The organism is Variovorax sp. 22077, from assembly GCF_052044195.1.
GTDB classification, from domain to species: Bacteria; Pseudomonadota; Gammaproteobacteria; order Burkholderiales; family Burkholderiaceae_C; genus Variovorax; species Variovorax atrisoli.
The window spans coordinates 60,826-87,288 of the sequence record NZ_JBQEQC010000029.1; the positions used below are offsets into that span (position 1 = coordinate 60,826).

Below are 26,463 nucleotides of genomic sequence, written 5' to 3' on the forward strand. Positions count from 1 at the left end.
GGACACGAAAACCGGGTTTCATGTGCCCCGGACCGGCTGTATATCGATACTTTCAAATTACATTGCACGCAATTTAATTGTTCGCTACAATTCAGCCCATGCCCTCCACCGCCATCAACGCCGACGAAATGCTCAAGCTGGACAACCAGCTTTGTTTCGCCGTCTATTCCGCTTCGCTGGCCATGACCCGGCTCTACAAGCCGGTGCTGGAGAAGCTGCAGCTCACCTACCCCCAATACCTCGTGATGCTCGCCCTCTGGGAGCAGGACGGCCTCATGGTCTCCGAGCTCGGCGAGCGTCTCTCGCTCGACTCGGGCACGCTCACGCCGCTGCTCAAGCGCCTGGAGGCCAACGGCTACGTGGCCCGCGTGCGCGACGTGGCCGACGAGCGGCGCGTGCACATCACGCTGACCGCCGCGGGCCGCAGGCTCAAGAGCCGCGCCTCCAACGTGCCCGCCTGCCTGATGGCTGCGGCCGAGTGCTCGGTGCCCGAGCTGGTTTCGCTCACCCAGCAGATCCAGACGCTGCGCGACCGCATCAGGAAGGCGGCCTGACGCCACGCAACATGTTTCTCCCGCTCCGGTCGACTTCCGCAAGGAAAGAGAACGAAGCCTTTTCACCACCCTCCCTTCAACTTCATCACCACCAAAGGAATCACCATGACCACCAAGCTCGACAAAGTGCTCTACACCGCAGAAGCCCACACGGTCGGCGGCCGTGACGGCGCAGGCAAGTCCAGCGACGGCGCGATCGACGTCAAGCTGAGCTCGCCCGGTTCCGGCAAGCCCGGTACCAACCCCGAGCAGCTGTTCGCAGTCGGCTATGCCGCCTGCTTCATCGGCGCGATGAAGGCCGTCGGCCCGAAGATCGGCGTGAAGGTGCCTGAAGACGTCGCCATCGACTCCAGCGTTTCCCTCGGCCCGACGAACGGCGGCGCCGCCTACGGCATCGCCGTGAAGCTGGCGATCACGCTGCCCGGCCTCGACGCCGAAGCCAAGCAGAAGCTGGTCGACACCGCCCACCAGGTGTGCCCGTACTCGAACGCCACGCGCGGCAACATCGACGTCGAACTGACCATTGCTTGAGCTCGCCCCCAGGCTACGCGCACTTCGTGTCGCTTCGCCAACCCCCTACCGGGGGCAACACCTGAGGCCCGGCAGAGCCGGTTCCTCGGTGTTCTCTTGAAGGGATCACATACAGAGCGGCCCGGCCTCAAGCCGGGCCGCTTTTTTCATGCCCGCCGATGTCTCACGGGTGACGCCGGAAGCCGCCGCGCGATGGCGCCTTTCATCAAGCTTGGCTAACGTCGGCGAATCCCGCAACCGCCAGCCAGGAGCCACGCTCATGAGCACCACCAGCCTCCTCATCCGCAAAGACCAGCTTGCCGCCACCCGCCTTCGCACCGCCACCGACCAGGCGCTTGCCGACGGCCAGGTGCGGGTGCGCATCGACAGCTTCGCGCTCACCTCCAACAACATCACGTATGCGGCCTTCGGCGACGCGATGAGCTACTGGCAGTTCTTCCCGAGCGGCGAGGAAGGCTGGGGCAGCATCCCCGTGTGGGGCTTCGCGAGCGTGGTGCAGTCGCTGCACCCGGGCGTGCCGGTGGGCGAGCGGCTGTACGGCTACTGGCCGATGGCCTCGGGCGCGGTGCTGAGCCCCGGGCGGCTTTCGCCCGAGCGCTTCACCGACGTGGCGCCGCACCGCGCGGAGCTGCCGGCCGTCTACAACCAGTATTTCCGCTGCGCGAGCGACCCGCTCTACACGGCGGGCACCGAGGACATCCAGGCGCTGCTGCGCCCGCTGTTCATCACCTCGTGGCTGATCGACGACTTCATGGCCGACAACGATTTCTTCGGCGCCAACACCATGCTGCTGTCGAGCGCATCGAGCAAGACGGCCTATGGCACCGCCTTCCAGCTGCACAAGCGCGAGGGCATCGAGGTGATCGGGCTGACCTCGCCCGCCAACGTGGCCTTCTGCGAGAGCCTCGGCTGCTACGACCGCGTCGTGACCTACGACACGCTGGATTCCATCGCGGCCGACGCGCCCTGCGTGTACGTCGACTTCGCCGGCAACGGCGCGCTGCGCAACGCCATCCACGAGCGCTTCGCCAACCTGAAGTACAGCAGCTCCATCGGCGGCACGCACGTCGAGCAGCTCGCGGCCAAGGGCGCAGGCAAGGACCTGCCGGGCCCGCGCGCCACGCTCTTCTTCGCGCCGGCGCAGATCAAGAAGCGAACCGCCGAATGGGGCCCCGATGAGTTCGGGCGCCGCATGGTCGCGGCCTGGCACGACTTCATGGCGACCGTCACCGACGCGAAGGCGCCCTGGCTTCGCGCCGAGCATCACGATGGCGCAGCGGCCGTGCAGGCGGCCTATGCGCAGGTGCTGGGCGGCAAGGGCGATCCGCGCACGGGTCACATCCTTTCCCTTTCCAGGCAGGCCGTCACGTCCTGAGACGGACGGGCGCCCGGCGGCGACGACAATTGCCGCATGACCCAATCTTCCGCGGCGCCCGCGAACACACATCCCTATGAGAGCCTCACGCCCGACGCGGTGCTCGACGCGCTCGCGACGCTCGGCCTGTACGGCGACGGCCGGCTAACCGGCCTGAATTCCTACGAGAACCGGGTCTACCAGGTTCACCTGGAAGACCGCAGCGTGGTGGTGGTCAAGTTCTATCGCCCCGGCCGCTGGAGCGAGGCCGAGATCCTCGAGGAGCATGGCTTCTCGCTCGAGCTGGCCGCTGCCGAGGTGCCGGCCGTGCCGCCGCTGGCCTTCGACGGCAGCACGCTGCACCACCACGCCGGCTTCGCCTTCAGCGTGAGCCCTTACCGCGGCGGCCGCGCGCCCGAGCTCGACGACTTCGAGGTGCTCGAATGGGTGGGCCGCTTCCTGGCGCGCATCCACACCGTGGGCGGCGCCAGGCCTTTCGAGGCCCGGCCCGCGCTCGACCTGCAGAGCTTCGGCATCGCCTCGCGCGACTGGCTGCTCGCCAACGAAAAGATCCCGCTCGACGTGCAGCGCGACTGGGAGAAGGCCTGCAACGAGGCGCTGGACATGATCGGCGCCACGGCGCTCGCGGCGAATCCGCCTTCGTCCGACTTCCAGCCCCGCAAGCTGCGCCTGCACGGCGACGTGCACCCCGGCAACATCCTGTGGACGCCCACCGACCGCCCCGGCGGCGGGCCCCATTTCGTCGACCTCGACGACGCGCGCACCGGCTTCGCGGTGCAGGACCTGTGGATGCTGCTGTCCGGTGACCGCGCGCAGCGCACCGCGCAGCTGTCGGGCCTGCTCGACGGCTACGAGCAGTTCCGCGAGTTCGACCGGCGCGAGCTGGCGCTGATCGAGCCGCTGCGCACGCTGCGCCTCATCCACTACAGCGCCTGGCTGGCGCGGCGCTGGGAAGACCCGATCTTCCCGATCAACTTCCCGTGGTTCGGCTCCAGCGACTACTGGAAGGGGCAGATCCTCATGCTCGAGGAGCAGTGCGAGCAGATGGCGGAAGAGCCGCTCTACGCCTGATCTTCCCGCGTGGCGGCGAGGCTGTCGGCCACGCCCTCCAGCAGCCGCTCGACCAGCACGTTGGCCGGGCCGTTGCGCCAGATGCCGTAGGCCTCCGACTGCACCACCGCCCTGTCGAGCGGCCTGAACACCGCGCCGCGCAGGGCCGAATGCCGCATCGCCTGCGGCACCAGCGCCACGCCCAGCCCCTGCGACACCCACGAGACCACCGCCAGCCAGTGGCGCACCTCGTGCCTCACCTCGGGCAGGAAGCCCGCGTCGGCGCAGATGCTCAGGATGCGCTCGTGGTAGTCGGGCGAGACCTCGCGGGAGAACAGCACGAAGGGCTGCTCGCGCAGGTCGGCCGGTGCCAGCACCCGCTTGCGCGCCAGCGCATGGCCGGCGGGCAGGCAGGCCACGAAGGGTTCGGACAGCAGCAGCCGGTGCTGCAGCTCGGGCGGCACGCGGTGCGTGTGGGCGAAGCCCAGGTCGAGCCGGTCGTTCATCAGCTCGGCGATCTGCATGCCCGAATTGAGCTCGCTCAGCGTGATGCGCACCGCCGGATGCTTCGCCTGGAAGGCGCGCAGCGCCTGCGGCAGGCCCCGGTAGAGCATCGCGCCGACGAAGCCGATGCGCAGCCGCCCGGCCGAACCCAGCGCCACGTCGCGCGCCTCGATGGCGGCCTCCTCGGCCTGCAGGAGCAGCCGGCGCGCCGAAACCCGCAGCGCCTCGCCAGCGGGCGTGAGCCGCACCTCCTTGCTGTTGCGCTCGAAGAGGCGCGCACCCACGTTGTCCTCGAGCTGGCGTATCGCCACCGACAGCGGCGGCTGCGAGATCGACAGCCGCCGCGCCGCGCGCCCGAAGTGCAGCTCCTCGGCGAGCACGCAGAAGTAGCGCAGGTGCCGCAGTTCCATGGATAGTCAGATCGAATCGAACAAGACCAAATCGATATTAGACACGGATCGTCGCGGCTCCAACAATGCGCCAAACAAGGAACCCCAGGAGACAACGCGCATGTCCGCAGAGCACGCCCATCCGATCCCCGACCGCCACGGCCAGAACCTGTTCACCACCGACGCCGAGCTGCACGCCCTGCTCGCGCTCTACCTGCCCGAAGACCTGCGCCGCCACATGCAGCCGCACTTCGAGCGCCTGGGCGGCCTCGCGGGCGGCCTGATCGACGAGCTGGCCGGCACCGCCGACCGCAACCCGCCCGTGCTGAAGCAGCGCACGCGCACCGGTCTGGACGAACAGAAGATCGTCAAGCACCCCGCCTACGTGGAGATGGAACGCCTCGCGCTCGCCGAATTCGGCCTCGCCGCCATCTCGCACCGCGACGACACGCTGGGCTGGAAGGGCAGGATGCCGCCGCTGGTCAAGTACGTGCTGACCTACCTGTTCGTGCAGGCGGAGTTCGGCCTGTGCTGCCCGGTGTCGATGACCGACTCGCTCACGCGCACGCTGAAGAAGTTCGGCAGCCCGGAGCTGGTCGCGAAGTATCTGCCGCGCCTCACCTCGCTGGACTTCGACGAACTCGCCCAGGGCGCGATGTTCATGACCGAGCAGGCCGCCGGCTCCGACATCGCCGCCACCGCCACCATGGCCCGCCGCGAATCGGACGGCAGCTGGCGCCTCACGGGCGACAAGTGGTTCTGCTCGAACCCCGACGCCGACTTCGCGATGGTGCTCGCGCGCGCCGACGACGGGCCGCAGGGCATGAAGGGCGTGTCGCTGTTCCTGCTGCCGCGCCGGCTGGACGACGGCAGCCTCAACAGCTACCGCATCATCCGGCTGAAGGACAAGCTCGGCACGCGCTCGATGGCCAGCGGCGAGATCCGCCTCGAAGGCGCCACCGCCTGGCTGGTGGGCGAGGAAGGCCGCGGCTTCGTGCAGATGGCCGACATGGTCAACAACTCGCGCCTGTCGAACGGCGTGCGCGCCGCCGGCCTGATGCGCCGCGCGGTGGCCGAGGCCGAGTTCATCGCATCCGAACGCCGCGCCTTCGGCCGCACGCTGGAGCAGATGCCGCTGATGCAGCGCCAGCTCGACAAGCTGCGCCTGCCCGCCGAACAGGCCCGCACCATGGTGTGCCAGACGGCGCTGGCGCTCGCGCGTTCCGACGCCGGCGAGCCCGATGCCTATGCGCTGCTGCGCATCCTCACGCCGCTCATCAAGTTCCGCGCCTGCCGCGATGCGCGCAAGGTCACGGGCGACGCGATGGAAGTGCGCGGCGGCTGCGGCTACATCGAGGAATGGAGCGACGCGCGGCTCGTGCGCGACGCGCACCTGGGCTCGATCTGGGAAGGCACGAGCAACATCGTGGCGCTGGACGTGATCCGCGCGGTGAAGCGCGAGGGCTCGCTGCCGGTGCTGCGCGCGCATTGCGCGACGCTGCTCGACGACGCGGCGCTCACCCCCGGCTTCGACAAGTCGCTGCGCAGCGCGCTCGACCGCGCCGCCGCGCTCACCGAGACGGCCGCGCGCGAAGGCGGCGACGTGCTCGCGCGCCAGGCCGCCTCCGCCCTCTATCACTGCACCAGCGCCATCGCGATGGCCTGGGAGGCCTCGCGCGGCGGCTCGGCAGCGCGCCTGCGCTGGGCGCAGCTGGTGCTGCTGCACCGGGTGCTGCCACGCGATCCGCTCTCGCCCGACGCGATGCCCGCGGACTGGAACGCGGCAGCCGCTTTGCCCACGGCCGTGCCCGCCTGAGCTTTCTCTTTCATTCAAAAAATCGGAGACATCCCTTGAAACGCATCACCTTCCTGCTGGCCGCCTGTGCCACGCTGATGACTGCCATGCCCGCTGCGCAAGCGGCCGACGCCTTCCCCTCCAAGCCCCTGATGCTGGTCGTGCCCTTCCCGCCCGGCGGCCCGACCGACGCGATGGCGCGCACCCTCGCCGCCGAGATGAAGGACCGCCTCGGCCAGCCCATGATCGTGGAGAACCGCGCAGGCGCCGGCGGCAACATCGGCGCCGAATACGTGGCGCGCGCCGAGGCCGACGGCCACACGCTGCTGTTCGGCACCTCGGGCCCGCTGGCCATCAACTCGAGCCTTTACCGCAAGATCAACTACGACCCGGTCAAGAGCTTCGCGCCGGTGATCCAGGTCGGCTACCTGCCCAACATCCTGGTGGTGAACCCGTCGCTGCCGGTGAAGAACGTGCAGGAGCTGGTGGCCTACGCGAAGGCCAACCCCGGCAAGCTCAGCTATGCCTCGTCGGGCAACGGCGCCTCGTCGCACCTCGCGGGCGTGCTCTTCAACTCGGTGGCGGGCACCGACCTGCAGCACATTCCCTACAAGGGCACCGGCCCCGCGCTCAACGACCTGCTGGGCAACCAGGTCAGCATGACCTTCACCGACATCCTCACCGCGCTGCCCTACGTCAAGGCCGGCAAGCTGCGCGCGCTGGGCGTGGCCACCGTCGCGCGCTCGCAGGCGCTGCCGGAGGTGCCGACGATCTCGGAGCAGGGCTACAAGGGCTACGACGTGAGCGTGTTCTTCGGCATCGTCGCGCCGGCCGGCACGCCTGCCGATCGCGTGAACAAGCTCAACCATGCGTTCACGGAAGTGCTGAATTCGCCCAAGGTGAAGCAGATGTTCGCGGCCCAGGGTCTCGAAGTGCCTGCCGACACTTCGCCGCAGAAGCTCGGGCAGTTCATTGCTGGCGAGTCCGTGAAGTGGAAGGACGTCGTGAAGAAGTCGGGGGCGCAGCTCGACTGAGGCAGCCATCCGGGGAGCAATCACGCCGACGGGGTGCCTTGCTCCGCGAATGTCCCCCGGCCTGCGGCCTCCTCCTTCGTTTCGCTGCGCAAGGCACCCCATCGTCGTGATCGATGAGCGCTGCGCTCATGCGGCCGGCACCAGCAGAGCGTCCATGTGCACAGGGCGTCGGGTGCTCCCCGCAGCGAAACAAAGGAGGAGGGCCGCAGGCCCGGGGGACATTCGCGGAGCGGAGTACCCGGCGGCCTGTGCACGCGCCCCGCAAAGCAAAACACAGGAACAAGAAATGACGCAAGCCCAAGGCGCCCTCGCAGGCATCCGAGTCCTCGACATCTCCCGCATCCTCGGCGGCCCCTACTGCGGCCAGATCCTCGGCGACCACGGCGCCGACGTGCTCAAGGTCGAGCCGCCGCAGGGCGACGACACGCGCACCTGGGGCCCGCCCTTCAGGGAAGGCGTGGCCTCGTACTACCACGGGCTCAACCGCAACAAGCGCGTGCAGCACCTGGACTTCTCCAACGATGAAGGCCGCGAGGCGCTGCTCGCGCTGGTGGCCGAGGCCGACGTGCTGATCGAGAACTTCAAGACCGGCACCATGGAGCGCTGGGGCATCGGCTACGAGGAACTGTCGAAGCGCTTCCCGCGCCTGGTGTGGTGCCGCGTGTCGGGCTTCGGCGCCGACGGCCCGCTGGGTGGGCTGCCGGGCTACGACGCCGCCGTGCAGGCCATGACCGGCATCATGAGCATCAACGGCGAGGCCGATGGCGGTCCGCTGCGCGTCGGCCTGCCGGTGGTCGACATGGTGACCGGCCTCAACGCGGTGATCGGCGTGCTGCTCGCGCTGCAGGAACGCAACCGCAGCGGGCGCGGCCAGTTCGTGGAGGCGGCGCTGTACGACAGCGGCCTCTCGCTGCTGCATCCGCACGCCGCCAACTGGTTCATGGACGGCACCGAGCCCCGCCGCACCGGCAACGCGCATCCGAACATCTATCCCTACGACGCACTGGCCACCGGCACCGACCCTGTGTTCGTCGCCGTGGGCAACGACCGGCAGTTCGCGAGCATGTGCCGCTGCATCGGCGTGCCCGAGCTCGCGGACGATCCGCTCTTTCGCACGGCCGGCGCGCGCTCGGTGCACCGCGCGCAACTCAAGCAGCGGCTCGAGGCCGCGATGGCGGCGTTCGACGGTCGCTCGCTGGTCGATGAATTGATGGCCGCCGGCGTGCCCGCCGCGCCCGTGCTGCCGGTCGATGCCGCGCTGCAGCATCCGCACACGCAGCACCGCGAGATGGTGGTGGAGATGCCCGGCGGCTATCGCGGCATCGGCGCGCCGGTGAAGCTCAGCCGCACGCCGGCGAGCTACCGGCATGCGCCGCTCACGCCCGGCGACGCCTTCCTCGCGCAGGACCAGGACTCAGCCCAGCCGCAGTGACGACCGGCCGCGGCCAATGCCGTAGTAGGCGATGCCCGCCGACTCGACCTCCGCGGCGTCGTACACATTGCGGCCATCGAAGATGACCGGAGTGTGCAGCTCTTTCGCGATGTGCGCGAAGTCGGGGCTCCGGAACTCGTCCCACTCGGTGACGAGCGCCAGCGCATCGGCGCCCTGCAGTGCTTCGGGCGCCGTGGCGCACCAGCGCAGGTCCTCGCGATCGCCGAGGAGGTCGCGCGCGTTCGGCATCGCCGCGGGGTCGTAGACCTGCACGCGCGCACCGGCCGCCCACAGCCGCTGCAGCAGCACCAGGCTGGACGCGTCGCGCATGTCGTCGGTATCGGGCTTGAAGGCCAGGCCCCACACCGCGACGGTCTTGCCGGCGATGCGGCCGCCGAAGTGGTGCGTCATCAGGTCGAAGAGGCGGCCCTTCTGCTCGTGGTTCGTGGCCTCGACCGCGGCAAGGATGCGCAGCGCGTGGCCGCCGCGGTCGGCCGCATGCACCAGCGCCCGCACATCCTTCGCGAGGCAGGAGCCGCCATAGCCCGCGCCGGCCTGCAGGAAGTCGGGCCCGATGCGCCGGTCTGCGCCGATGCCGCGCCGCACCGCCTCGATGTCGGCACCCGCCAGCTCGGCCACGCGGGCCATCTCGTTGATGAAGCTGATGCGGGCGGCGAGCATCGCGTTGGCCGCGTACTTGGTGAGCTCGGCCGAGCGGCGGTCCATCACCAGCAGCTGCCTCTGCGGGTCCTGGATGAAGGGCGCGTAGAGCCGGGTCAACAGCTCGACGGCCCATGGGTCCTCGCTGCCGATCACCACGCGGTCGGGCTGGCGGCAGTCGCGCACCGCCGAGCCTTCGCGCAGGAACTCGGGGTTCACCGCCACGGCGATGCGGTGCCGCACGCCGCGCTGCGCGAGTTCGCCGCCCAGCACGGCCTCGACCTGCGCGGCCGTGCCCACGGGCGCGGTCGATTTGCAGACCACCAGTGCGTCGCGATCGCGATGCCGTCCGATGGCGGCGGCCACCGCGATCACGTGCCGCAGTTCGACCCGCCCCTGCGCATCGGCCGGCGTGTTCACCACGATGAAGAGCAGATCGCCGTGCGCGCAGGCCGCGCGCTCGTCGGCCGTGAATCGCAGGGTGCCGGCGGCGATGCCCGAGGCCACCAGCGCCTCCAGGCCCGGCTCGTGCAGCGGCATCAGGCCGCGCTGCAGCCCCTCGATGCGCGCCAGGTCCGCGTCCGCGCACAGCACCTCGTGGCCGGCCTCGGCCAGGCAGGCCGCGAAGCTCAGGCCCACGTAGCCCGCGCCGAAGATGGTCACGTTCATGGCTGGCCCCAAGGCGCGCGGCACTGGTGGCGGGCGCGGTTGTGCGATAAAAGCAGGATGCAAGCCTTCAAAACGATGTCCGGACAGGAAAATTCGATGATGCCCGATCAAGTTGCCGCGCGTTGCGCTCTGGTCCTGGAGACCAACAACCTGCGCGGCGGAGCCGATGCCGAGGCCAGGGCCGGTGCCAGCCTGCAGCGCCTGGTCGCCCTGCTGGGCAGGCAGAAGCTGCCGCTCGCCGCACTCGCGCAGGTGGTCATCACGCACGACGGTCTGAGCCCCGCCACCTGCGAGGCCGTGAGCGCGCTCGCAGGCCGCCCGGTCGACTTCGTGCGCATCGACGCGAGCACCGGCTACTACGACGCCAAGAACGCGGGCTTCGCGGCCACCGACGCGCAGCGGTGCACGCACGTGGTGTTCGCCGACGCCGACTGCCTGCCCGACGACGACTGGCTGCTTCAGATGCTGCTGCCCTTCACCAGGGGCGCCGAAGCGCCAGCCGTGGTGGCCGGGCGCACCAGCTATGCAGCCGACGTGGTGGGCACCGCGCTCACCACCATCGACTTCATGTACTTCCCCAACGCCGACCACGCCGGCGCCACGAGCAACTTCTACGCGAACAACGTGGCCTTCCGCCGCGACGTGTTCGAGCAGCACAGCTACCAGGCGCTCGACGGCGTCTACCGCGCGCACTGCCAGGTGCTCGGCATGCGGCTGAAGGCGGCGGGCGTGCCCATCCACTACGCAGCCGCGGCCCACACCGAGCACCGCCTGCCCGACACCCGCGCCGAGGCGCTGAAGCTGCGCTGGATGCGTGGGCAGGACACCTACTCGCTCACGCCGCACCTGCTGCGCAGCTACGTGTCGCCGCGCTGGCAGTGGCTCGCGCGCAGCGGTCCGATCGGGCCGCTGGCGGTGCTGTTCACGCGGCTGGGCTTCAGCATGAAGGCGCTCAACCATCAAGACCTGCCGCCGCTGCGCGGCCTGCGCTGGCTCGCGGGCGTGGCGCTGATCATGGGTTTCTCGGCCATCGACATGCTGGGCGCGTTCGCGCGCGGCATCGGCTGGCACACGACCGGGCGCACCCACGCGGATGCGCAGGCGCTGTCGTATCACCGGCCCTGATCGAGCCCTGCTCCTTTCCCTTTCCGCAGAAGAAGAACGAACAAAGACCATGCGCAACTTCCCTTCACCTGCCGTTCGCCGAGCGGCACTGGGCCTCGCGCTCGCCGGCGCCTGCGCGCTGGCCGGCGCCGCCGACTTCGCCGGCCGCGGCGTCTTCAACTTCAAGTCCGACGCCGGCTGCCCCTTCGCCGCGCTCGCGGGTGGCGGCAGCGAGTGCAACCGCCTCGCGCTGGACGACGCCGACACCCACGCCGCGCTCGACCCGGCGGCCCACACCATCCGCTTCGCCAGCACCCGCAGCTACCCCGAGAAGACCATCGTCGGCGACGTGCTGCTGCAGGGCTCCGGCCGCGCGCGCGACGGCCAGCGCGTGCCGCTGACCTTCCATGCGCTGCTGAGCCGCTCGGGCAGCGAGTGGTCGGTCAGCAGCCATGCCCATTCGCCGGTGAGCGGCGAGTTCGACGACATCCGCATCGATCCGTACAAGGTGACGGTGAACGAACCCGGCAGCGAGCGCGTGATGCTCACCGCCGAGCAGATCGTCGAGGCGCTGGCGAAGCCCTCGCTGGCCGCGCGGCTGGCCAACGTGTTCGTGCAGGTGGACGACAACCGCGCCGATGGCGCGCGGGACGCCGACATCACCATCGGCCTCGGCCTGAGCCGGGCCTCCAAGTCGGTGGCGCGCGCGCGTTTCCGCGCGCCGGGCGCCAAGGGCCGCGACCTGGCCGAGGCGATGCGGCAGGGCAACTGGACGCTCGAGCTGCAGGCGCTCAGCAGCAAGATCCCGCGCCAGGTGATCCAGCGCGACATGTTCCTCTACGGGCTCGAATCGCAGCCGCTGCTGCAGCCCCTGCTGCAGCGCGGCTTCCGCAAGAACGAGAAGCTGCTGCTGGGCGCCGCCGACGGCAAGGGCTACATCCGCTACGACGGCCAGCAGCGCGAGTTCGCGGGCGCCGACGCCGCCGCGCGCGCATTCCTGCAGGACAGCTTCATCGGGCTGGTGCTGGGCTGGCAGCAGCAACAGCCGCCGCAACCGGTGAAGACCAGGGCCGATGGCCGCTGACCCCACGCCTGGCAACCCGGCCGGCTCCGCGCCCGGCTTCGAGTGCCTCTCGCCGCCGCGACTGCGCGGCTGGCCCGCGCTGCAGGCCCGGCTGGTGCACCACGTCAAGCGCGCTGCGCTGCGGCAGCTGCATGCGAGCAACGACGGAGAGATGCTGCTGCTGCGCTTCTACCTCGTGGGTGAGGAATCGTCGGAGCAGGCGCTGCAGCGCGAGCTGCGCATCGCGCCGCCCGAATGGCTCGTTCGCCAGCTCGACCAGCACCTGGCCGACGAGCAGCTGCATGCGCGCCTGTTCGCACAGGCCATCGTCGAGCGCGGGGGCAGCGCGCAGGCCGCCGCATCGCCGGAGGAAGCGCCCAGGCCCGACTGGTTCAGCCGCCGCAAGCTCGCACGCTGGCAGGCGCTGATCCGCCGCCACGCGCCGCACTTCGCGCACGGCGGGCTGGTTCCCGCCTACGCCATCGGCCTTGCGGCCGAGCAGATGGCCTCGCGCATCCTGCAGCGCCACTGCGCGCTGATCGGCTCGCAGCACGCGCTGCATCCGCTGCTCGCGCGCGTGATGGCCGACGAGGACCGCCACATCCGCCTGTGCACCCGCACGCTGCAGCGCTGCGTGGCGCCGCATGAAGAGGCGCGGCTCGCGCAGCTGATGCGCGAGGTGCGCGACACCGAGCGCGGCTTCGGCGTGACGGGAGCTCTCGGCATGTGGCTCGCCGGCGTGGCGCTGCGCCTGCGCCCGGGCTCGGCGCCGCCGGTGCGGCACCACGCCTGAGCGATGCCGCCGCGCATCCTGTACCTCGCGACCGCGGACGCGCGCGGCCACCTCATGCGCGCGCAGCTGCTCACGCATGCGCTGCGCGAGGCCGGTGCGCAGGTGCGCGTGCTCACCACCTCCGACGAGGGCGCGCGCTTCCTCGCCGGTTTCGGCATCGACGCGCCGGTGCTCTCGCGCCACTACGCGGTGCAGTTCGACACGCAGCAGAACATGCTGCGCCGCGAGACCGACCGCAACGTGGCGCTGTACATGTTCAGGCCCGAACGCATGCTGCGCGACGTGTGGCGCCTGCGCGCGCACTTCCGCGATGCCGACCTGGTGGTGAACGACTCCTTCCACCCCGCGCTGCTGCTGATGGGCTGGCTGCCCTTGTGGAGGCGCAAGGTGGTGCACGTGTACGGCGCGAGCCTGCGGCATGCGCTGGAGACCAACTTCGGCGGACGCATGCCGGGCTTCGTCGCCCGTCTGTTCGGCCGCATCGTGGCCTGGCAGATCGACCGCAGCCTCGCGCGCATCGAGCACGACTTCGCCTACGGCGAGCACCGGCACGACGAACGCGGCCGTCACCGGCTGGCCACGCCGGTGGCCGTGGTCGACGCGGTGGACAGGGGCGATGCGACGCAGCATCGTGTCGCGGCCGTCTACCTCAACCCGCACTTCCAGGAACCGGCGCTGGCCGACGGGCTGGAGCAGGGCCTCGCCGACGCCGGCGTGCCCGCGCACCTCGTCGGCGAAGGCTATGCGCACCGCCCGCACTGGCACGCGCGCGACGAGCACTGGATCGAGGCGGCCGCGCACAGCGCCTTCATCGTCTCGGCACCGGGCATGGCGGCGCTGTCGATCGCGGCGGTCTACCGCAGGCCGATCCTGCTGCTGCTCACCGACCAGCCCGAGCAGGCGATCAACGCGGGCCGCGCGGCGCAGCTCGGGCTGGCGCACCGCGTGGTGGTGTGGCGCGGCGACGCGCCGAAGTTCGCACGGGCCGTGGCGGGCGCGGCCCAGGAACTGCTCGCGGCGACGGCCGATGACGCGGTGCGCACTGCCGACGGCCGGCAGGCGGCCATCGAGCGGCTACAGCACTGGGTCGTGCTGCTGCACGGGCTTGCGGCGTCGAACGCGCAGCGATAGGCGGCCGTCAGCCCTGCGCCTGCGGGCGGGCTTCGACGACGAAGGCCTGCAGCTCGGCCAGCCGGCCATCGCGAAAGCGCCAGACATCGCAGTACGCATGGCGGGTCGCCTTGCCGGTTTCGTCCTTCAGCGTGATCTCTCCGAGGGCCGCGAGAAAGTCGCCGTCGGCGATCAGGCGGTGCACCTCGAACCGGGGTGGCTCCAGGTAGGCGGTCGCCATCCATTCGCGCACCGCCTGCTTGCCGTCGAGGGTTCTGTCGCCGACGAAGGTCCACTTCGTGTCGTCGGTGCAGAACGCGAGAAATCCTTCGTGGTCGCCTTGGGCGATGGCGGCATTGGCCTTCTCGAGGATTGCCTTGTGGGTCTCGGACATCCGGAACTCTCCTGTGTTCGTGCGGCGCATGCGAATGCACGCGTGCCGGCGAAGTCCAATTTCCGTCGGTCCGGCTCTGCCGGCTGCCAGCCTGCCTGCAGCGAGGGCGTCAGTCTTCGGCTCGTGGGCTCCGGCTGCCCAGGCAAGCGCACGCGGCGGAAGGCTACTTGCGTCAGCCTGCGATTCCGCGCGCCGAATCAATCAGCGCACGGAACCTCCTGGCCATCGCGCGCACCGGATGCAGCTCGGGCCATCGCACCGCCTTCGCCTTCGGCGGCGCGGAGATCACGCCCCGGCCCATGCGCAGCGACACCTGCAGCTTCCTGATCGTGAAGGCCGGAGGCGCCGCGCGCCTGCGCATCGGGCCGCCGCGCACACCGGTACCGGCCACGACGAACTGCAGCACCAGGCATTTGCGGCCCGCGGCCGGTTCGACCTCGAACACCAGGCTGCGCCGCCGTGCGCCGGTCGTCTGCTGGCTTGGCAGCACCATCCCGTCGAACATCGCGTGCACGCTGGTGGACCTGGCGTTGCCGCGATAGTCGACGCGCACCTCCACGCGGTAGGGCTGCCGATGCGACAGCGATTGCACGCAGGCCTGTGACGGCGCCGACAGCGCGGGCAGCGGCACCACGAGGCAGGCAAGTTCCCCCTCGCTGCGCGCGCCCTCGCCGTCGAAGCCCGACCAGCCATGGCTCAGCCAGCCCGTCGCGGGGCTGCCGGGCCGGAACAGGTAGGGGCGGCCCAACTGGAGCTCGGCCACGGCGGGCAGGCCGGCGGCCTGGTCGTCGAGGCCCCAGCGCGTGAGGAAGGCGCGGTCGATGGCCGTGGAGGGCCAGGCCGCGAAGCTGCGCACGGCGTCGACGGCGGTGCCTTCTTCTTCCATGCCGCAGGCGGCTGCCATGAAGTCCTTCGATCCCAGATCCGCGCCCACCGGTATCCAGCCCGAGCAGGCGGCGGGCAGCAGTTCGCCCGCGTTGCGGTCGGCGCGGATCAGCGCGTGGGCGGGCTTGCGGAAGTAGCGCGCCTCGGTCAGGACGCTGGAAGACAGGCTGGCCGCGAAATGCACATTGCCCGCCGACAGAAGCGCATAGGTGTTCTCGCGCGTCCATGCCACGTTGGGAATGGCGCGCGCGATGGGCGCCAGGTCGTGCAGCGCGGGCTCGTACGGATGCGGCTTGACCACCAGCAGGTCCACGCCCCGGGCCAGCTCGCGCAGCGGCGCGATCACGCTGGCCGGGTGCATGGTGCGGCCGCCGCTGACGAGCGACAGGTCCACCAGGCTCTGGCCGAAGAAGAGGCCCACGCGCAGCCTCGCGTCGAAGAGCGACCCGGCTCCGTGGCGCGCGAAGCGGCCCTTGAGCGCGCTCGCGTGGTTCCAGAACAGCTCCTCGTCCACCCGGCGTGCCAGAAGCGCGGCTTCGATGGCGGGGTCGTTGGTGCGCGCGCAGAAGTGCAGGCGCTCGGTGAAGCGGCGCGGATCGATCTCGATGTCGAGGTAGCTGGCGCCGCAGGTGTCGATGCAGCGCTGCTGCGCGGGCGTGAGGCCCCAGCCGATCACCAGGCAGCCGGGGCCGAAGGCCGGCATGCCGTCGCGGCCGGCCAGCGGCGCGAGGTCGGTCACGCAGGCGCGCGCCCAGCCGGCGGGCGTGCAGGGCAGCTCCAGCCGGTCCATGAGGCGGGCGACGTCGATACGCCCGCCCTCGGACATCGGCGCGACCTCGCTCGCGGGCAGGCCCAGGCGGCCCAGCGCGGAGTCGAGGAAGCCTCGAAGGAAGCGCCGGTTGGCGACGTGGTACTGGAGCCCGTTGGCGGAAGAACGGAAGAAATCGTCGGCGAAGACGACGTGATGGAACCGGCGGGTGGTCATGGGCCCCGCCAATCTAGGCAGGCCGTCTTAGCCCGGCGTGAGCAAGGCGCGGCGCTTCGGCAAAGTTGCCGTAAAGGCGGCGTCCTAGTCCAGCGAAAGGTTCAGGTCGCGGATCAGCGGATGCCACCGCGCCGACTCGCCCTGCAGCAGCGCCGCGAAGCGCGAGGGCGTGTCGCCCGCGGGCTCCACGCCGTACTCGGACAGCCGGCGCTGCACCGCGGGGTTGTGGATGGCGCTGGCGACCGACTGCTGCAGCCGCGAGACGATCTCGCCCGGCGTGTTGGCGGGCACCACCAGGCCCATGAGCGCGGCGGCCTCGACGCGCGGCAGGCCGATCTCGGCGAAGGTGGGCACGCGCGGCAGCTGCGCGAGGCGCGAGGGGTTCGCCACCGCCAGCGGGCGCAGCCTGCCGCTCTGGATGAAACGGCGCGAGGCGGCCAGGTCGCACATCATCACCGGCAGCTGGCCGCCGGCCACGTCGGCCACCGCGGCCGCGGCGCTGCGGTAGGGCACGTGCACCATCTCCAGCCCGGCCTCGCGTTCGAGCAGTTCCATCGACAGGTGCTGCGGGCTGCCGGTGCCGGCCGAGGCGTAGCTGACCTTGCCGGGGAAGGCGCGCGCGTCGTCGATGAAGGCCTGTGCGTCCTTCACGCCGCTGGCCGGCCCCACCAGCAGCACCATCGGCAGCCGCCCGAGCAGGGTGACGGGCGCGAAGTCGCGCGAGGGGTTGTAGCTGAGGTTGCGGTACAGCGCCGGGTTGAACACCAGCGTGCCGCTGTCCGCCGACAGCAGCGTGTAGCCGTCGGCCGGAGCACGCGCGGCCTCCATGGCGCCCAGCGCGGTGTTGCCGCCGGCGCGGTTCTCGATGCTCACCGACTGGCCCCAGTCGATGGCGAGCTGCGCGCCGATGGTGCGCGCGACGATGTCGGTACCCGCGCCGGCCTGGTAGGGCACGATCCAGCGGATCGACCTGGAGGGATAGGCGAACTGCGCCTTCGCTGCGCGCGGCAGCCACGGTCCGGCCGCAAGCGCGGTCATGGCCAGGAGTTGCTGCAGAAGCGGTCGGCGGCTTGTCATGGAAGGGCGGACGGGTTCTGCGCCATGGTAGTGGCATCGCCGCCGGCCCGGGCGTTCGCATGCCGCGAGGCCACATGGGCCGAGCGGGGATGCGGGGCGATCAGGAAGAAGTCAGGGCGCGACCGGATTGCCCGGCGTGCCGGCCTCGCGGGCCGCTGCCGCGGCGGCGGCCACGGCCGGCGTGCGGTAGGTGACGTTGACGGCGGGTGCGGCTGCGGGCGCCGCCTGGGCGACGGGTGCAGCCGGCTCCGGCGGCGGTCGCGTGATCTTGACCAGCGGCGCCCTCCTGGAGGGAGCCGGCGCCGCAGCCACCGGCTTCGGGGGGACGACGGGTGCCACGGGCGTGAAGGGAGCCTCGGGTGTCGAGTAGTACTGCACGGGGGCGGGCGCAGCGGCGGCGGAAGAGGCGACAGGCGTGCCGGCCGGGGAAGCTCCCGGTGAAGGAGCGGCTGGCGCAGCCGAAGCCACAGTGCCGGCAGCCGCGGCCGGCGCAACGGGCGCTCCAGGAGCTGCAGGAGTTCCGGGAGCCGCCGGGCCGGCCTTGGGGTCGTAGAGCACGGCCCCCTTGCTCACGCCGGTGCGCACCGGCCCCACGCCGACGCCCACGCCGGCCGAGCCCGACACCTGCCCGCCGTTGTTCACGGCGACGCCCGCGCCCAGCGGGCCGAAGCCGGTGTTGAGCCCCACGGAGAAATTGCCGTCTTTCGTGGCGCCGAGCCCCAGCGAGAGCCCGGGCACCAGCGGAATGCCGACGTGGTAGTGGGAACAGCCGCCCGCCAGGAGCAGCAGCATCGCCGCCGGAACGACGGCCGCTGCCCGGATGACGCGCGGCCGGCCGTTCACACCAGCAGCGCGTTGACGCGCCTCACGTAGGCCGCCGGGTCCGCCGGCAGGCCGCCTTCGGCCAGCAGGGCCTGGTCGAACAGGATGTTGGCCAGGTCGTCGAAGTGCGAGGAGCCCTCGAGCTTCTTCACCAGCGGATGCTCGGCGTTGACTTCGAGCACCGGCTTCAGGTCGGGCGCGGGCTGGCCGGCCTGCTTGAGCATGCGCGCGAGCTGCGTGCTCATGCCGCCGTCCTGCACCACGAGGCAGGCGGGCGAATCGACCAGGCGCGTGGTCACGCGCACGTCCTCGGCCTTGTCCTTGAGCGCTTCCTTGAGCTTCTCGAGCATCGGCTTGAACGACTCGGCAGCTTCCTCGGCGGCCTTCTTCTCGGCCTCGTCCTGCAGCTTGCCGAGGTCGACCGCGCCCTTGGCCACGCTCTGCAGCGGCGTGCCGTCGAACTCGTTGAGGTAGTTCAGCGCCCACTCGTCCACGCGGTCGGTCATCAGCAGCACCTCGATGCCCTTCTTCTTGAAGACCTCGAGCTGCGGGCTATTCCTGGCGGCGGCGAGCGTGTCGGCCGTGATGTAGTAGATGGCGTCCTGGCCTTCCTTCATGCGGGCCTTGTAGTCCGCGAAGCTCACGCTCACCGAGTCGGTGGTGGTGGAGGCGTAGCGCAGCAGCTTGGCGATGCGATCGCGGTTGGCGAAGTCCTCGCCCAGGCCTTCCTTGAGCACCGCGCCGAACTCGGCGTAGAACTTGGCGTACTTGCCCGATTCGTCGGCCGCGGCAGCGGCGGTCTCGGCGGCGGTGGGCGCGTTCTTGTCGACCACGTCGGTCACGCCTTCGGTCGGCTCGGGGGCCGGCACCGATTCGCCGGAGCCCACGTCGATCCTGCCCTCGCCGCTCTCGGGCGAGGTCTTCTGCTTCTTGGCAAGGTCTTCCAGCATGCCGAGCACGCGCTTGGTGCTGCCCTCGCGGATCGCCTTCACGTCGCGGCTTTCCTGCAGCAGCTCGCGGCTCACGTTCAGCGGCAGGTCGGCCGAGTCGATCACGCCCTTGACGAAGCGCAGGTAGCTGGGCATCAGCGCATCGGCGTCGTCCATGATGAAGACGCGCTTGACGTAGAGCTTCACGCCCGCGCTCTTGTCGCGGTTCCACAGGTCGAAGGGCGCCTTGGCCGGGATGTACAGCAGCTGCGTGTACTCGGTGCTGCCTTCCACGCGGTTGTGGCTCCATGCGAGCGGGGCCTCGTAGTCGTGGCTGATGCTCTTGTAGAACTCCTCGTACTGCTCGGGGGTGATGTCCTTCTTGGGGCGGCTCCACAAGGCGTTGGCCTTGTTGACGGTCTCCCATTCGCCGGTCTTCACCATGTCGCCGGGCTGGTCGTTCTCGCCGTCCTTCCACTCTTCCTTCTCCATGAGGATGGGCAGGGAGATGTGGTCGGAGTACTTGCCGACGATCTGCTTGAGCTTCCAGGCGTTGAGGAACTCGTCGGCATCCTCGCGCAGGTGCAGCGTGATGCTGGTGCCGCGCTCGGCGCGCGTGATGTCGGTCACCTCGAAGTCGCCGGCGCCGCCGCTCACCCAGCGCACGCCCTGGTCGGCCGGAAGGCCCGCGCGGCGCGATTCGACCGTGATCTTGTCGGCCACGATGAAGCCCGAGTAGAAGCCCACGCCGAACTGGCCGATGAGCTGCGCGTCGGCCTTCTGGTCGCCGCTCAACTTGCTCATGAAGTCCTTGGTGCCGCTCTTGGCGATGGTGCCGAGGTTGTCGATCGCCTCCTGGCGCGACAGGCCGATGCCCTTGTCGGTGATGGTGATGGTGCGCGCGGCCTTGTCGAAGCTCAGGCGCACGTCGAGGTCGGACTGGCCTTCGTACAGCTCGGGATGGTCGAGGGCCTCGAAGCGCAGCTTGTCGCAGGCGTCCGATGCGTTCGAGATCAGCTCGCGCAGGAAGATCTCCTTGTTCGAGTAGAGCGCATGGGTGACCAGATGCAGCAGCTGTGCGACTTCGGCCTGGAACGGAAGTTTGGTTTTGGAGGAATCAGCCATGGAAATTGAAATGTCGAAACCGGAAAAATTCTAAGTCGGGCGCGGCGCCGCCGGGCGCCGCCGCGCCAAAGTCTTCAACTGGGTCGCCCTTTGTTCTCATCACGAGCAAATGAAATCCAACGTTCCAGTTTTGACTTTCCTGAAGGCCGGAGGCCCACGTTCTCCTGTGGGGAAAACCCTCCGCGGCCCGAAAAATTGACTCTTGTTAACAGTTCTGAAATATCCTGACGACTGCCAAGAAGTGACACGAACAGGGGTGCAGCCCCGGGGAACGAGACAAGGGATGACTTCTGATGACTTGCACGTCGCCAGGGGCCGTTTCCGGCCCGCCCGGAGCCGCGAGGCGCCCGGTGGCCGCCCTTGCATGGCTCGAGTGCACGACAGCCCTCGCCTGCCTGTCCTGTGCACAGGCACAGGCGCAACCCCAGCAGAAACCGCAGGCGACGGCCCCGGCCGCCCACGTCGTGGCTGACGCGCGCATCGAATCCCTCGACCGCGCCCAGGCGGAGCAGGCGCGGCTGAAGGCGCTCCTCGAATCCGCGCCCAAGGCCTACGAAGACCGCTTCATGAGCTCCGACGCCGACGCTCCCGCGGCCGAGGCCACCCCCGAGTCCGAGCAGCCGGAGGGCTTTCGCGCCTGGCTGGTGGAAAGCCGCCTCGGCTTCGGCGACGCCACGACCACCGGCTACGGCCGCCAGCGCGCGACCGAGTTCGGCCAGCGCCTCGAATACCGCCGCGAGACGCTCAACTACGGCGAGTTCGTGCTGCAGGCCGACGGCCGCCACCTGGGCGGCGACAACGCCACCGGCGGGCTGGGCATCGGCTCGCTGGGCTACGCGCGCGAGAACACCAGCGGCCGCTTCGCGCTGCGCAACATCGGCCTGCCGCTGACCACGCGGATCTTCGCCGACACCACGGTGGGCGACGCCTACAGCGAGCTGACCGACGGCCTGTCGCGCAACTACAGGCTCTCGCTGGGCTCGACCACGGTGCGCGGCGTCTCCACGCGCATCTACGGCAGCGGGTTCGACGTGCGCGCCGGCTTCGGCGAGCGCGGCAACCTCACGGGCGGGCCGTACCCCGGCTTCGAGAAGAGCCAGGGCACGCTGGGCTGGCTCGGGGCCACGCTGCGGCTGGACGAGCAGTGGTTCACCTCGTTCCAGCTCGACCGGGCGCGCAACGTGGCCGCCTACTACTACGACCCGCTGACGGCGCAGGGCTACGGCCGCAAGGACATCACGAGCTGGGCCGCCTCGCTCGGCTGGGGCCGCGAGGTGGTGCGCGACGGCGACTTCAGGGCGCGCGCCACGCTGGTGGGCAGCCGCGTGGCCTCGCCCACGCCGGGCGTGGCCACCGGCGGCTCGCACGGCCTCTTCGTCGAGGCGAGCGCGCGCACCGGCCTGTACCGCCACGAGTTCGGCGCCTACACGGCGCGGCCCAACCTGTATTTCGGCGACTACGCACTGGCCACCGGCACGCGCGGCGCCTACTGGCGGGTCGACCGCAACACCACCCGGATGAGCTGGGGCGCCGGCCTGGACTACGAGCGCGCGGCAGCCGATGCCAGCTTCCGCCTGTCGGGCTACAGGCGCTTCGGCGCCAGCGGCAACTTCCAGTACATCTTCGACCGCTACAGCTCCATCGGCGGCAGCCTGAGCGCCTACCGCACGCGCTACGAGGGCCGCGCGGACGACAGCCTCGCCGGCACCTTCGGCGGCGCGCCCGGCGGCAGCAGCAGCGACGGGCGCAGCCTCTACGGCAGCGCCTTCTACCAGACCCGCTTCTTCGACTGGCCGCGCAGCCGCTTCACGCTGACGGTGCGGCGCAACGAGCTGATCGTGCTGGGCGATTCCGCCGCCACCGGCCAGGAGGTGCAGTGGGAGCAGGACTGGATCGGCGGGCGCTACGAGACGATGCGCCCCGAGCTCACCACCACCATCGGCCATGCGCGCGACCGCAGCGGCGGCACCGCGCGCAGCTACCCGACGGCGGGCCTGCAGTTCCGCTACTGGATCGACAGCGGCTTCCACGTGGGCGGCAACCTGCGCTACACATCGCAAAGCGGCGGCCTCTACACCAGCCGCGGCCTGTCGGGCTCGCTCACGGCCGAGAAGGACCTGGGCTCGGGCTGGAAGATGGGGTTCGTCGCCAACTTCAACCAGGCGCGGGCCTCGCTGCTGCCGACTTCGTGGTCGGCGCCCAATCTCTATCGCAGCAACGAGAAGACCGCCTACGTCTACCTGCGCTGGGAAGGCAGTGCCGGCACGGGCTACCGGGCGGCCGGCGTGCGTGCCGAAGGCCCGGGCGGCGGCAGCGTGTCGGGGCGCGTTTTCTACGACGCCAACCGCGACGGCGAGCAGCAGCCGGGCGAAGGCGGCGTCGCTGGAGTCGAGGTGCTGCTCGACGACCGCTACCGCGCCGTCACCGACCGCGACGGCCGCTTCGAATTTCCGCTGGTGACCACCGGCCGCCACCAGCTGACCCTCAGGCTCGAGAGCGTGCCGCTGCCATGGGGCGCGGCCGGCGAGACCGGGGTGAGCGTGAACGTCCCGCTGCGCGGCCAGGCCAGTGCGGCGATCCCCGTCGTGAAGGTGGGCGAATGAGCTGCGCCGACCTGCCGCTTTCCCCACCCCCGTGCATTCAACCGAAGGAGACTCCATGACCAGAGCACGCATCTCCCGCAAATTGCCGGCCCTGTGCCTGGCCGGCCTCGCGCTGGCCGGCAGCGGCGCCCTCGCCGAGAGCCAGTACGGCTCCGGCACGGGCACCATCACGGCGCAGGCCAGGGTGAACCTGAGCGTGACGGTGCCCAAGCTGATCCTGCTGCGCGTGGGCTCGACCAACACCACGGTCGACACGGTGACATGGGCCTCCACCCTCAGCATCCCGCCCGTGCCCACCACGCCGGTCACGGGCAACAACACCAACGTCGACTGGAACGGCGCGGCCCCCACCGTCACGCCCGCGTCGACCACGAACACGCTCAACGTGTACGCCTGGACCAACGCGGGCGCCGGCACCATCAACTGCGCCATGGGCACCTGGGCACCCGCGACCGGCGGCCCGGCGAACGCGGACTTCACCGTCGTGACCACGGGCACGCTGCCGCACCCCGGGGCCAACCTCGGCGCCTGCGCCTCGACCTCCTTCACCTCGAACGCGGTCGCCTCCGGCACCTGGGCCTACACGCTCGGCGGCACGCCCGCGGGCTGGGTGGCTGGCACCTACACGAACACGGTCACGTACACGGCCCAGGGCATCTGATGCCTGCGCATGCGGCGATGGCGGCGGCGACGGCGATCGCCGCGGCGGCGGCCATGCTCGCCGCCATGCCCGCGCGGGCCGTCATCACCACGGTCACCGACACCGGCAGCACCTACAGCCTGACACTTCGCGTGGGCTCGGCCGGCGCGACCGTCGACACCGTGGCCTTCAGCGTCACCGGCGCCAACGCGGGGCTCACCCCCACGGCCGTGACCGGCACGCCCGCCATCAGCGTCTGGGTGATGCCGGTGCGCCCCGTGGCCAACACCACCGTGGCGCGGCCGGTAACGCTGCGCGTCGATTCGTCCGTGGCCCTGACCTGCCAGTCGGGCGGCTGCGCAAGCACCGCCATTCCGTTCAGCAGCATCAGCTGGGTGGCCTCCAACAACAGCAGCGCGGCCTCGGGCGACATCCAGAGCGGCCGCTTCGACGGCACCGCCAGCCAGACGATCGCGAGCTACAACGCCAACGCCACCTTCTGCGTCGGCCCGCTCGGCCTGCCCTGCGTGCTGGGCGTGGGCACCTGGACCTACCTGTCGAACAACATCACGGCCACGCAGCTGCAGTTCTCCTACGACAACAACACCATGTACCCGGGCGGCAACTACAGGGGCACCGTGCGTTTCACGGCGTCGATGGAATGACCCTTCGCATCCTTCGCCGCCTGCACCCGGGGCTCGCCGCCGTCGCCGCGCTGCTGCTTGGCGGCATGCCGTGCGCGCCGGCCGCCGCCGCCGTCGCGCGGCTGGACGATTCGGCCTCGCCGCGCGCGCAGGTGCGCACCGATTTCGCCAATGCGCAGGGCATGGACGGCAACATGCTGGTGCTGCCCTTTGGGCGCATCGAATACCGGCTGGCCACCGCTGCGCACGTGGGCCGGCGCGCGCGCATCTTCTACGTGATCCCGGCGATGGTCGCGGGCCTGCGCTCGCCGGCCGGGATGCTGGTGCAGTGGCGCGGCAACGGCGCCTTCGCGAGCGGCAGCGGCCGCCCCGGCGACCGGGTGCAGGTGTGGAACGGCGTGGTCCAGTCGCCGTGGATCAACGAGACCTTCGAGCTGACCCTGCGCATCGATCCGCGCGAGCTGCGCATGCCGTCGGGCTCGGCGCTGAGCTTCGAGTCGTTCTTCGAGATCGAGACAATTCCATGAGACACCCCCTGAGTCGCTTCGCGCCTTCCCCCTCTCCTTCGGGAGGGGGACGCCCCCCGTGGCCTGGCCAAGCCAGTTCCACGGGTGCCCGCGCATCGGCTGCGTCCGTTTCATGGGCTGCGCGTGGTGCGCGGCGCGATGGACAACTGACATGAAAGCAACCGCCTTCCTCCCGTCCTTCTCCCTCGCGTCCTTCTGCCTTGCGCTGCTCGCGGCTGCCGGCATGGCGAGGGCCGCGCCCTTCGAGCTGGCCGTCACCCCGTCGCGCTTCGAGCTCGCGGGCAAGGCCGGCGCGCGGCTCGGGCAGTCGCTCGACATCCACAACTTGGCCTCGGCCGCCACCGAGGTGACGATGCGCACCATCGACTGGAGCTACTCGGCCGAAGGCAACATCGGCTATCACGACGAGTTGCTGCCCGGCAGCTGCAGGCCGTGGGTGGTGCTGGAGCGGCGCAGCCTCTCGGTGCCCGCGCGCAGCAAGCGCTCGTTCCGCTTCCAGGTGGAGCCGCCGGCGGACGCGCCGCGCGGCGAATGCCGCTTCATGATCGCCATCGAGGGCACGGAGCCGGCGCAGCAGACCGTGATCCGCAACGGCGGCGCCAGCCTGAGCCTGCCGGTCACCGGCCGCATCGCGGTGGCGGTGTACGTGATGCTCGACGGCGCCGAGCCCAGGCTCGAGATCAGGCAGATCGCCAGCGGCGAAGCCGGCGGTGCGCGCCGCGCGGTGGTCACCGTGGTCAACACCGGCGACGCCCACGGCCGCCTCGAAGGCAGCCTGGACGCCACCGACAGCCAGGGCCGCGCGTTCGAACTGGTGCCCGAGGGCACGCCGATCCTGCCGGGCCAGACACGCACCCTCGCACTGGTGCCCAAGGGCGAGAACGGGCAGCCCGCGCCGCAACCCGCCTACCCGGTCAAGGCCAGCGGCAGGCTGGACTGGGACAAGGGCAGCTTCAAGGTGGACGTCGAATTGAAATGACGCTGCGCTCGACGCATCGCGCCGGCACCCTCGCCATGGCGGGCTTGATCGCCGGTGCGCTGGGGGCGGGCACGCCCGCTGCGCAGGCCGCGTCCAGCACCGCGGGCCCCAGTGCGACCGTACCGCTGAGCACCGGCGTGAACCTGGACTTCACCATCGCGATCGACAAGTTCATCTTCTTCCGCATCGGCAATGGCGCCTGGCCCACGCCGGGCGGCACTCCCAGCACGGTGAGCTTCGTGCTCACGCCCTCGATCCCGCCCGTGCCCACCACGCCGGTCGCAGGCAACAACAGGTCGGTGAACTGGAGCGGCGCCGCGCCGGCCTTCAGCGTCACGCCTTCGGGCAACGCGCTGCCGGTGGAGGTGCGCAGCAACGCGGGGCAGGTCACGCTGCGGGCCACCGCGACCACGCCACTGGCGAGCGGCGCCAGCACGATCCCGCTCTCGGAGATCACCATCGCCAGCAGCGACGCCAGCCTGCCCGCGCCGCAGATCCCTAACACGGGCACCGGCACCGCGGTGAACGTCGCGGGCACGGCCTTCGCCAACCTCGTCACCCAGCGCACCGCGACCTGGACCTTCTCCTACGCCAACCTGGCCAGCCGCACCGCGGGAACCTACACCGGCCAGGTCACCTTCACCGCCAGTTCGCCCTGAGGCGTTCCAGCCAAGGCAATTGCCGAGGAGGTACGTCTTTCCAGGAACACCGCGGAACCGGCTTGGCCGGGCCGCCGGTGTTGCCCCCGGAAGGGGGTTGGCGCAGCGACACGAAGTGCGCGAAGCCTGGG

The 26,463-nt window shown here is 70.5% G+C and carries 24 protein-coding genes; 17 read left to right on the plus strand and 7 right to left on the minus strand.

The features are described 5' to 3' along the window. Positions 1-98 precede the first annotated feature (98 nt). From ACTJLF_RS30425 to ACTJLF_RS30440, 4 genes are all read left to right on the plus strand, one after another. Positions 99-554: a MarR family winged helix-turn-helix transcriptional regulator gene (locus ACTJLF_RS30425; protein WP_019657756.1), complete on the plus strand. Its 456-nt coding sequence runs from the start codon at positions 99-101 to the stop codon at positions 552-554. A gap of 105 nt (positions 555-659) precedes the next feature. Then, the gene (locus ACTJLF_RS30430) at positions 660-1,085 is read left to right on the plus strand and encodes an organic hydroperoxide resistance protein (RefSeq protein WP_019657755.1); all 426 of its coding nucleotides are present in this window, start codon (positions 660-662) and stop codon (positions 1,083-1,085) included. Positions 1,086-1,344: 259 nt separating this feature from the next. Further along, positions 1,345-2,460, plus strand: a complete 1,116-nt coding sequence (locus tag ACTJLF_RS30435; RefSeq protein ID WP_440884528.1) for a DUF2855 family protein — start codon at positions 1,345-1,347, stop codon at positions 2,458-2,460. A 36-nt stretch (positions 2,461-2,496) separates the two neighbouring features. Beyond that, a complete protein-coding gene (locus tag ACTJLF_RS30440) occupies positions 2,497-3,531 on the plus strand; it encodes a serine/threonine protein kinase (RefSeq protein WP_440884529.1) in 1,035 nt (344 codons plus the stop codon). On the opposite strand, the gene ACTJLF_RS30445 is transcribed toward ACTJLF_RS30440, so the two are convergent. Next, entirely contained in the window at positions 3,522-4,424 is a 903-nt protein-coding gene (locus ACTJLF_RS30445; RefSeq protein WP_440884530.1) for a LysR family transcriptional regulator, read from the minus strand. The two genes, ACTJLF_RS30440 and ACTJLF_RS30445, sit on opposite strands and share 10 nt — an antisense overlap. A gap of 100 nt (positions 4,425-4,524) precedes the next feature. Between ACTJLF_RS30445 and ACTJLF_RS30450 the strand changes: the two genes are divergently transcribed. The 3 genes from ACTJLF_RS30450 (at position 4,525) to ACTJLF_RS30460 (ending at position 8,664) form a co-directional block, all read left to right on the plus strand. Then, positions 4,525-6,219, plus strand: coding sequence for an acyl-CoA dehydrogenase family protein (locus ACTJLF_RS30450; protein ID WP_440884531.1), 1,695 nt, complete (start codon positions 4,525-4,527; stop codon positions 6,217-6,219). A gap of 35 nt (positions 6,220-6,254) precedes the next feature. Further along, positions 6,255-7,232 carry a Bug family tripartite tricarboxylate transporter substrate binding protein gene (locus ACTJLF_RS30455; protein ID WP_019657750.1) on the plus strand — a complete coding sequence of 326 codons (978 nt, stop codon included), beginning with the start codon at positions 6,255-6,257 and terminating at the stop codon, positions 7,230-7,232. A 286-nt stretch (positions 7,233-7,518) separates the two neighbouring features. Beyond that, entirely contained in the window at positions 7,519-8,664 is a 1,146-nt protein-coding gene (locus ACTJLF_RS30460) for a CaiB/BaiF CoA transferase family protein (RefSeq protein WP_440884532.1), read from the plus strand. On the opposite strand, the gene ACTJLF_RS30465 is transcribed toward ACTJLF_RS30460, so the two are convergent. Continuing rightward, complete coding sequence (locus ACTJLF_RS30465; protein ID WP_440884533.1) at positions 8,647-9,993, minus strand: UDP-glucose dehydrogenase family protein; 1,347 nt, start codon at positions 9,991-9,993, stop codon at positions 8,647-8,649. The genes ACTJLF_RS30460 and ACTJLF_RS30465 overlap by 18 nt on opposite strands. A 96-nt stretch (positions 9,994-10,089) precedes the next feature. On the opposite strand from ACTJLF_RS30465, the gene ACTJLF_RS30470 reads away from it, so the two are divergent. Genes ACTJLF_RS30470 through ACTJLF_RS30485 form a run of 4 tightly spaced genes read left to right on the plus strand, consistent with a single transcriptional unit; the run spans position 10,090 to position 14,084 of the window. Continuing rightward, positions 10,090-11,118, plus strand: a complete 1,029-nt coding sequence (locus tag ACTJLF_RS30470; protein ID WP_440884534.1) for a glycosyltransferase — start codon at positions 10,090-10,092, stop codon at positions 11,116-11,118. A gap of 49 nt (positions 11,119-11,167) precedes the next feature. Further along, a complete protein-coding gene (locus tag ACTJLF_RS30475) occupies positions 11,168-12,181 on the plus strand; it encodes a hypothetical protein (protein WP_132756250.1) in 1,014 nt (337 codons plus the stop codon). Continuing rightward, the gene (locus tag ACTJLF_RS30480; RefSeq protein WP_354325085.1) at positions 12,171-12,953 is read left to right on the plus strand and encodes a hypothetical protein; all 783 of its coding nucleotides are present in this window, start codon (positions 12,171-12,173) and stop codon (positions 12,951-12,953) included. Before ACTJLF_RS30475 ends, ACTJLF_RS30480 begins: the two co-directional genes overlap by 11 nt. 3 nt (positions 12,954-12,956) lie before the next feature. Next, positions 12,957-14,084 (plus strand): hypothetical protein, encoded by a 1,128-nt coding sequence (locus ACTJLF_RS30485; protein WP_184607628.1) that lies wholly within the window; start codon positions 12,957-12,959, stop codon positions 14,082-14,084. A 7-nt stretch (positions 14,085-14,091) separates the two neighbouring features. On the opposite strand, the gene ACTJLF_RS30490 is transcribed toward ACTJLF_RS30485, so the two are convergent. From ACTJLF_RS30490 to htpG, 5 genes are all read right to left on the minus strand, one after another. Beyond that, positions 14,092-14,457, minus strand: coding sequence for a nuclear transport factor 2 family protein (locus ACTJLF_RS30490; protein ID WP_132756256.1), 366 nt, complete (start codon positions 14,455-14,457; stop codon positions 14,092-14,094). Positions 14,458-14,629: 172 nt separating this feature from the next. Continuing rightward, positions 14,630-16,327 (minus strand): hypothetical protein, encoded by a 1,698-nt coding sequence (locus ACTJLF_RS30495; RefSeq protein WP_440884535.1) that lies wholly within the window; start codon positions 16,325-16,327, stop codon positions 14,630-14,632. Between the two features lie 84 nt (positions 16,328-16,411). Next, positions 16,412-17,404: a Bug family tripartite tricarboxylate transporter substrate binding protein gene (locus ACTJLF_RS30500; RefSeq protein WP_440884536.1), complete on the minus strand. Its 993-nt coding sequence runs from the start codon at positions 17,402-17,404 to the stop codon at positions 16,412-16,414. A gap of 111 nt (positions 17,405-17,515) precedes the next feature. Further along, positions 17,516-18,196, minus strand: coding sequence for a hypothetical protein (locus tag ACTJLF_RS30505; protein ID WP_440884537.1), 681 nt, complete (start codon positions 18,194-18,196; stop codon positions 17,516-17,518). A gap of 47 nt (positions 18,197-18,243) precedes the next feature. Then, entirely contained in the window at positions 18,244-20,280 is a 2,037-nt protein-coding gene (htpG, locus tag ACTJLF_RS30510) for a molecular chaperone HtpG (protein WP_019657739.1), read from the minus strand. A 464-nt stretch (positions 20,281-20,744) separates the two neighbouring features. On the opposite strand from htpG, the gene ACTJLF_RS30515 reads away from it, so the two are divergent. From ACTJLF_RS30515 to ACTJLF_RS30540, 6 genes are all read left to right on the plus strand, one after another. Continuing rightward, positions 20,745-22,883 (plus strand): SdrD B-like domain-containing protein, encoded by a 2,139-nt coding sequence (locus ACTJLF_RS30515; protein ID WP_440884538.1) that lies wholly within the window; start codon positions 20,745-20,747, stop codon positions 22,881-22,883. Between the two features lie 55 nt (positions 22,884-22,938). After that, positions 22,939-23,544, plus strand: coding sequence for a hypothetical protein (locus tag ACTJLF_RS30520; RefSeq protein WP_019657738.1), 606 nt, complete (start codon positions 22,939-22,941; stop codon positions 23,542-23,544). Beyond that, positions 23,544-24,188 carry a hypothetical protein gene (locus ACTJLF_RS30525; RefSeq protein WP_440884539.1) on the plus strand — a complete coding sequence of 215 codons (645 nt, stop codon included), beginning with the start codon at positions 23,544-23,546 and terminating at the stop codon, positions 24,186-24,188. Before ACTJLF_RS30520 ends, ACTJLF_RS30525 begins: the two co-directional genes overlap by 1 nt. After that, positions 24,185-24,694 carry a hypothetical protein gene (locus ACTJLF_RS30530; RefSeq protein ID WP_132756272.1) on the plus strand — a complete coding sequence of 170 codons (510 nt, stop codon included), beginning with the start codon at positions 24,185-24,187 and terminating at the stop codon, positions 24,692-24,694. The genes ACTJLF_RS30525 and ACTJLF_RS30530 overlap by 4 nt, the downstream gene beginning before the upstream one ends. 151 nt (positions 24,695-24,845) lie before the next feature. Further along, positions 24,846-25,673, plus strand: coding sequence for a COG1470 family protein (locus ACTJLF_RS30535; protein ID WP_440884540.1), 828 nt, complete (start codon positions 24,846-24,848; stop codon positions 25,671-25,673). Next, a complete protein-coding gene (locus tag ACTJLF_RS30540; protein WP_440884541.1) occupies positions 25,670-26,332 on the plus strand; it encodes a hypothetical protein in 663 nt (220 codons plus the stop codon). Before ACTJLF_RS30535 ends, ACTJLF_RS30540 begins: the two co-directional genes overlap by 4 nt. Positions 26,333-26,463: the final 131 nt, after the last annotated feature.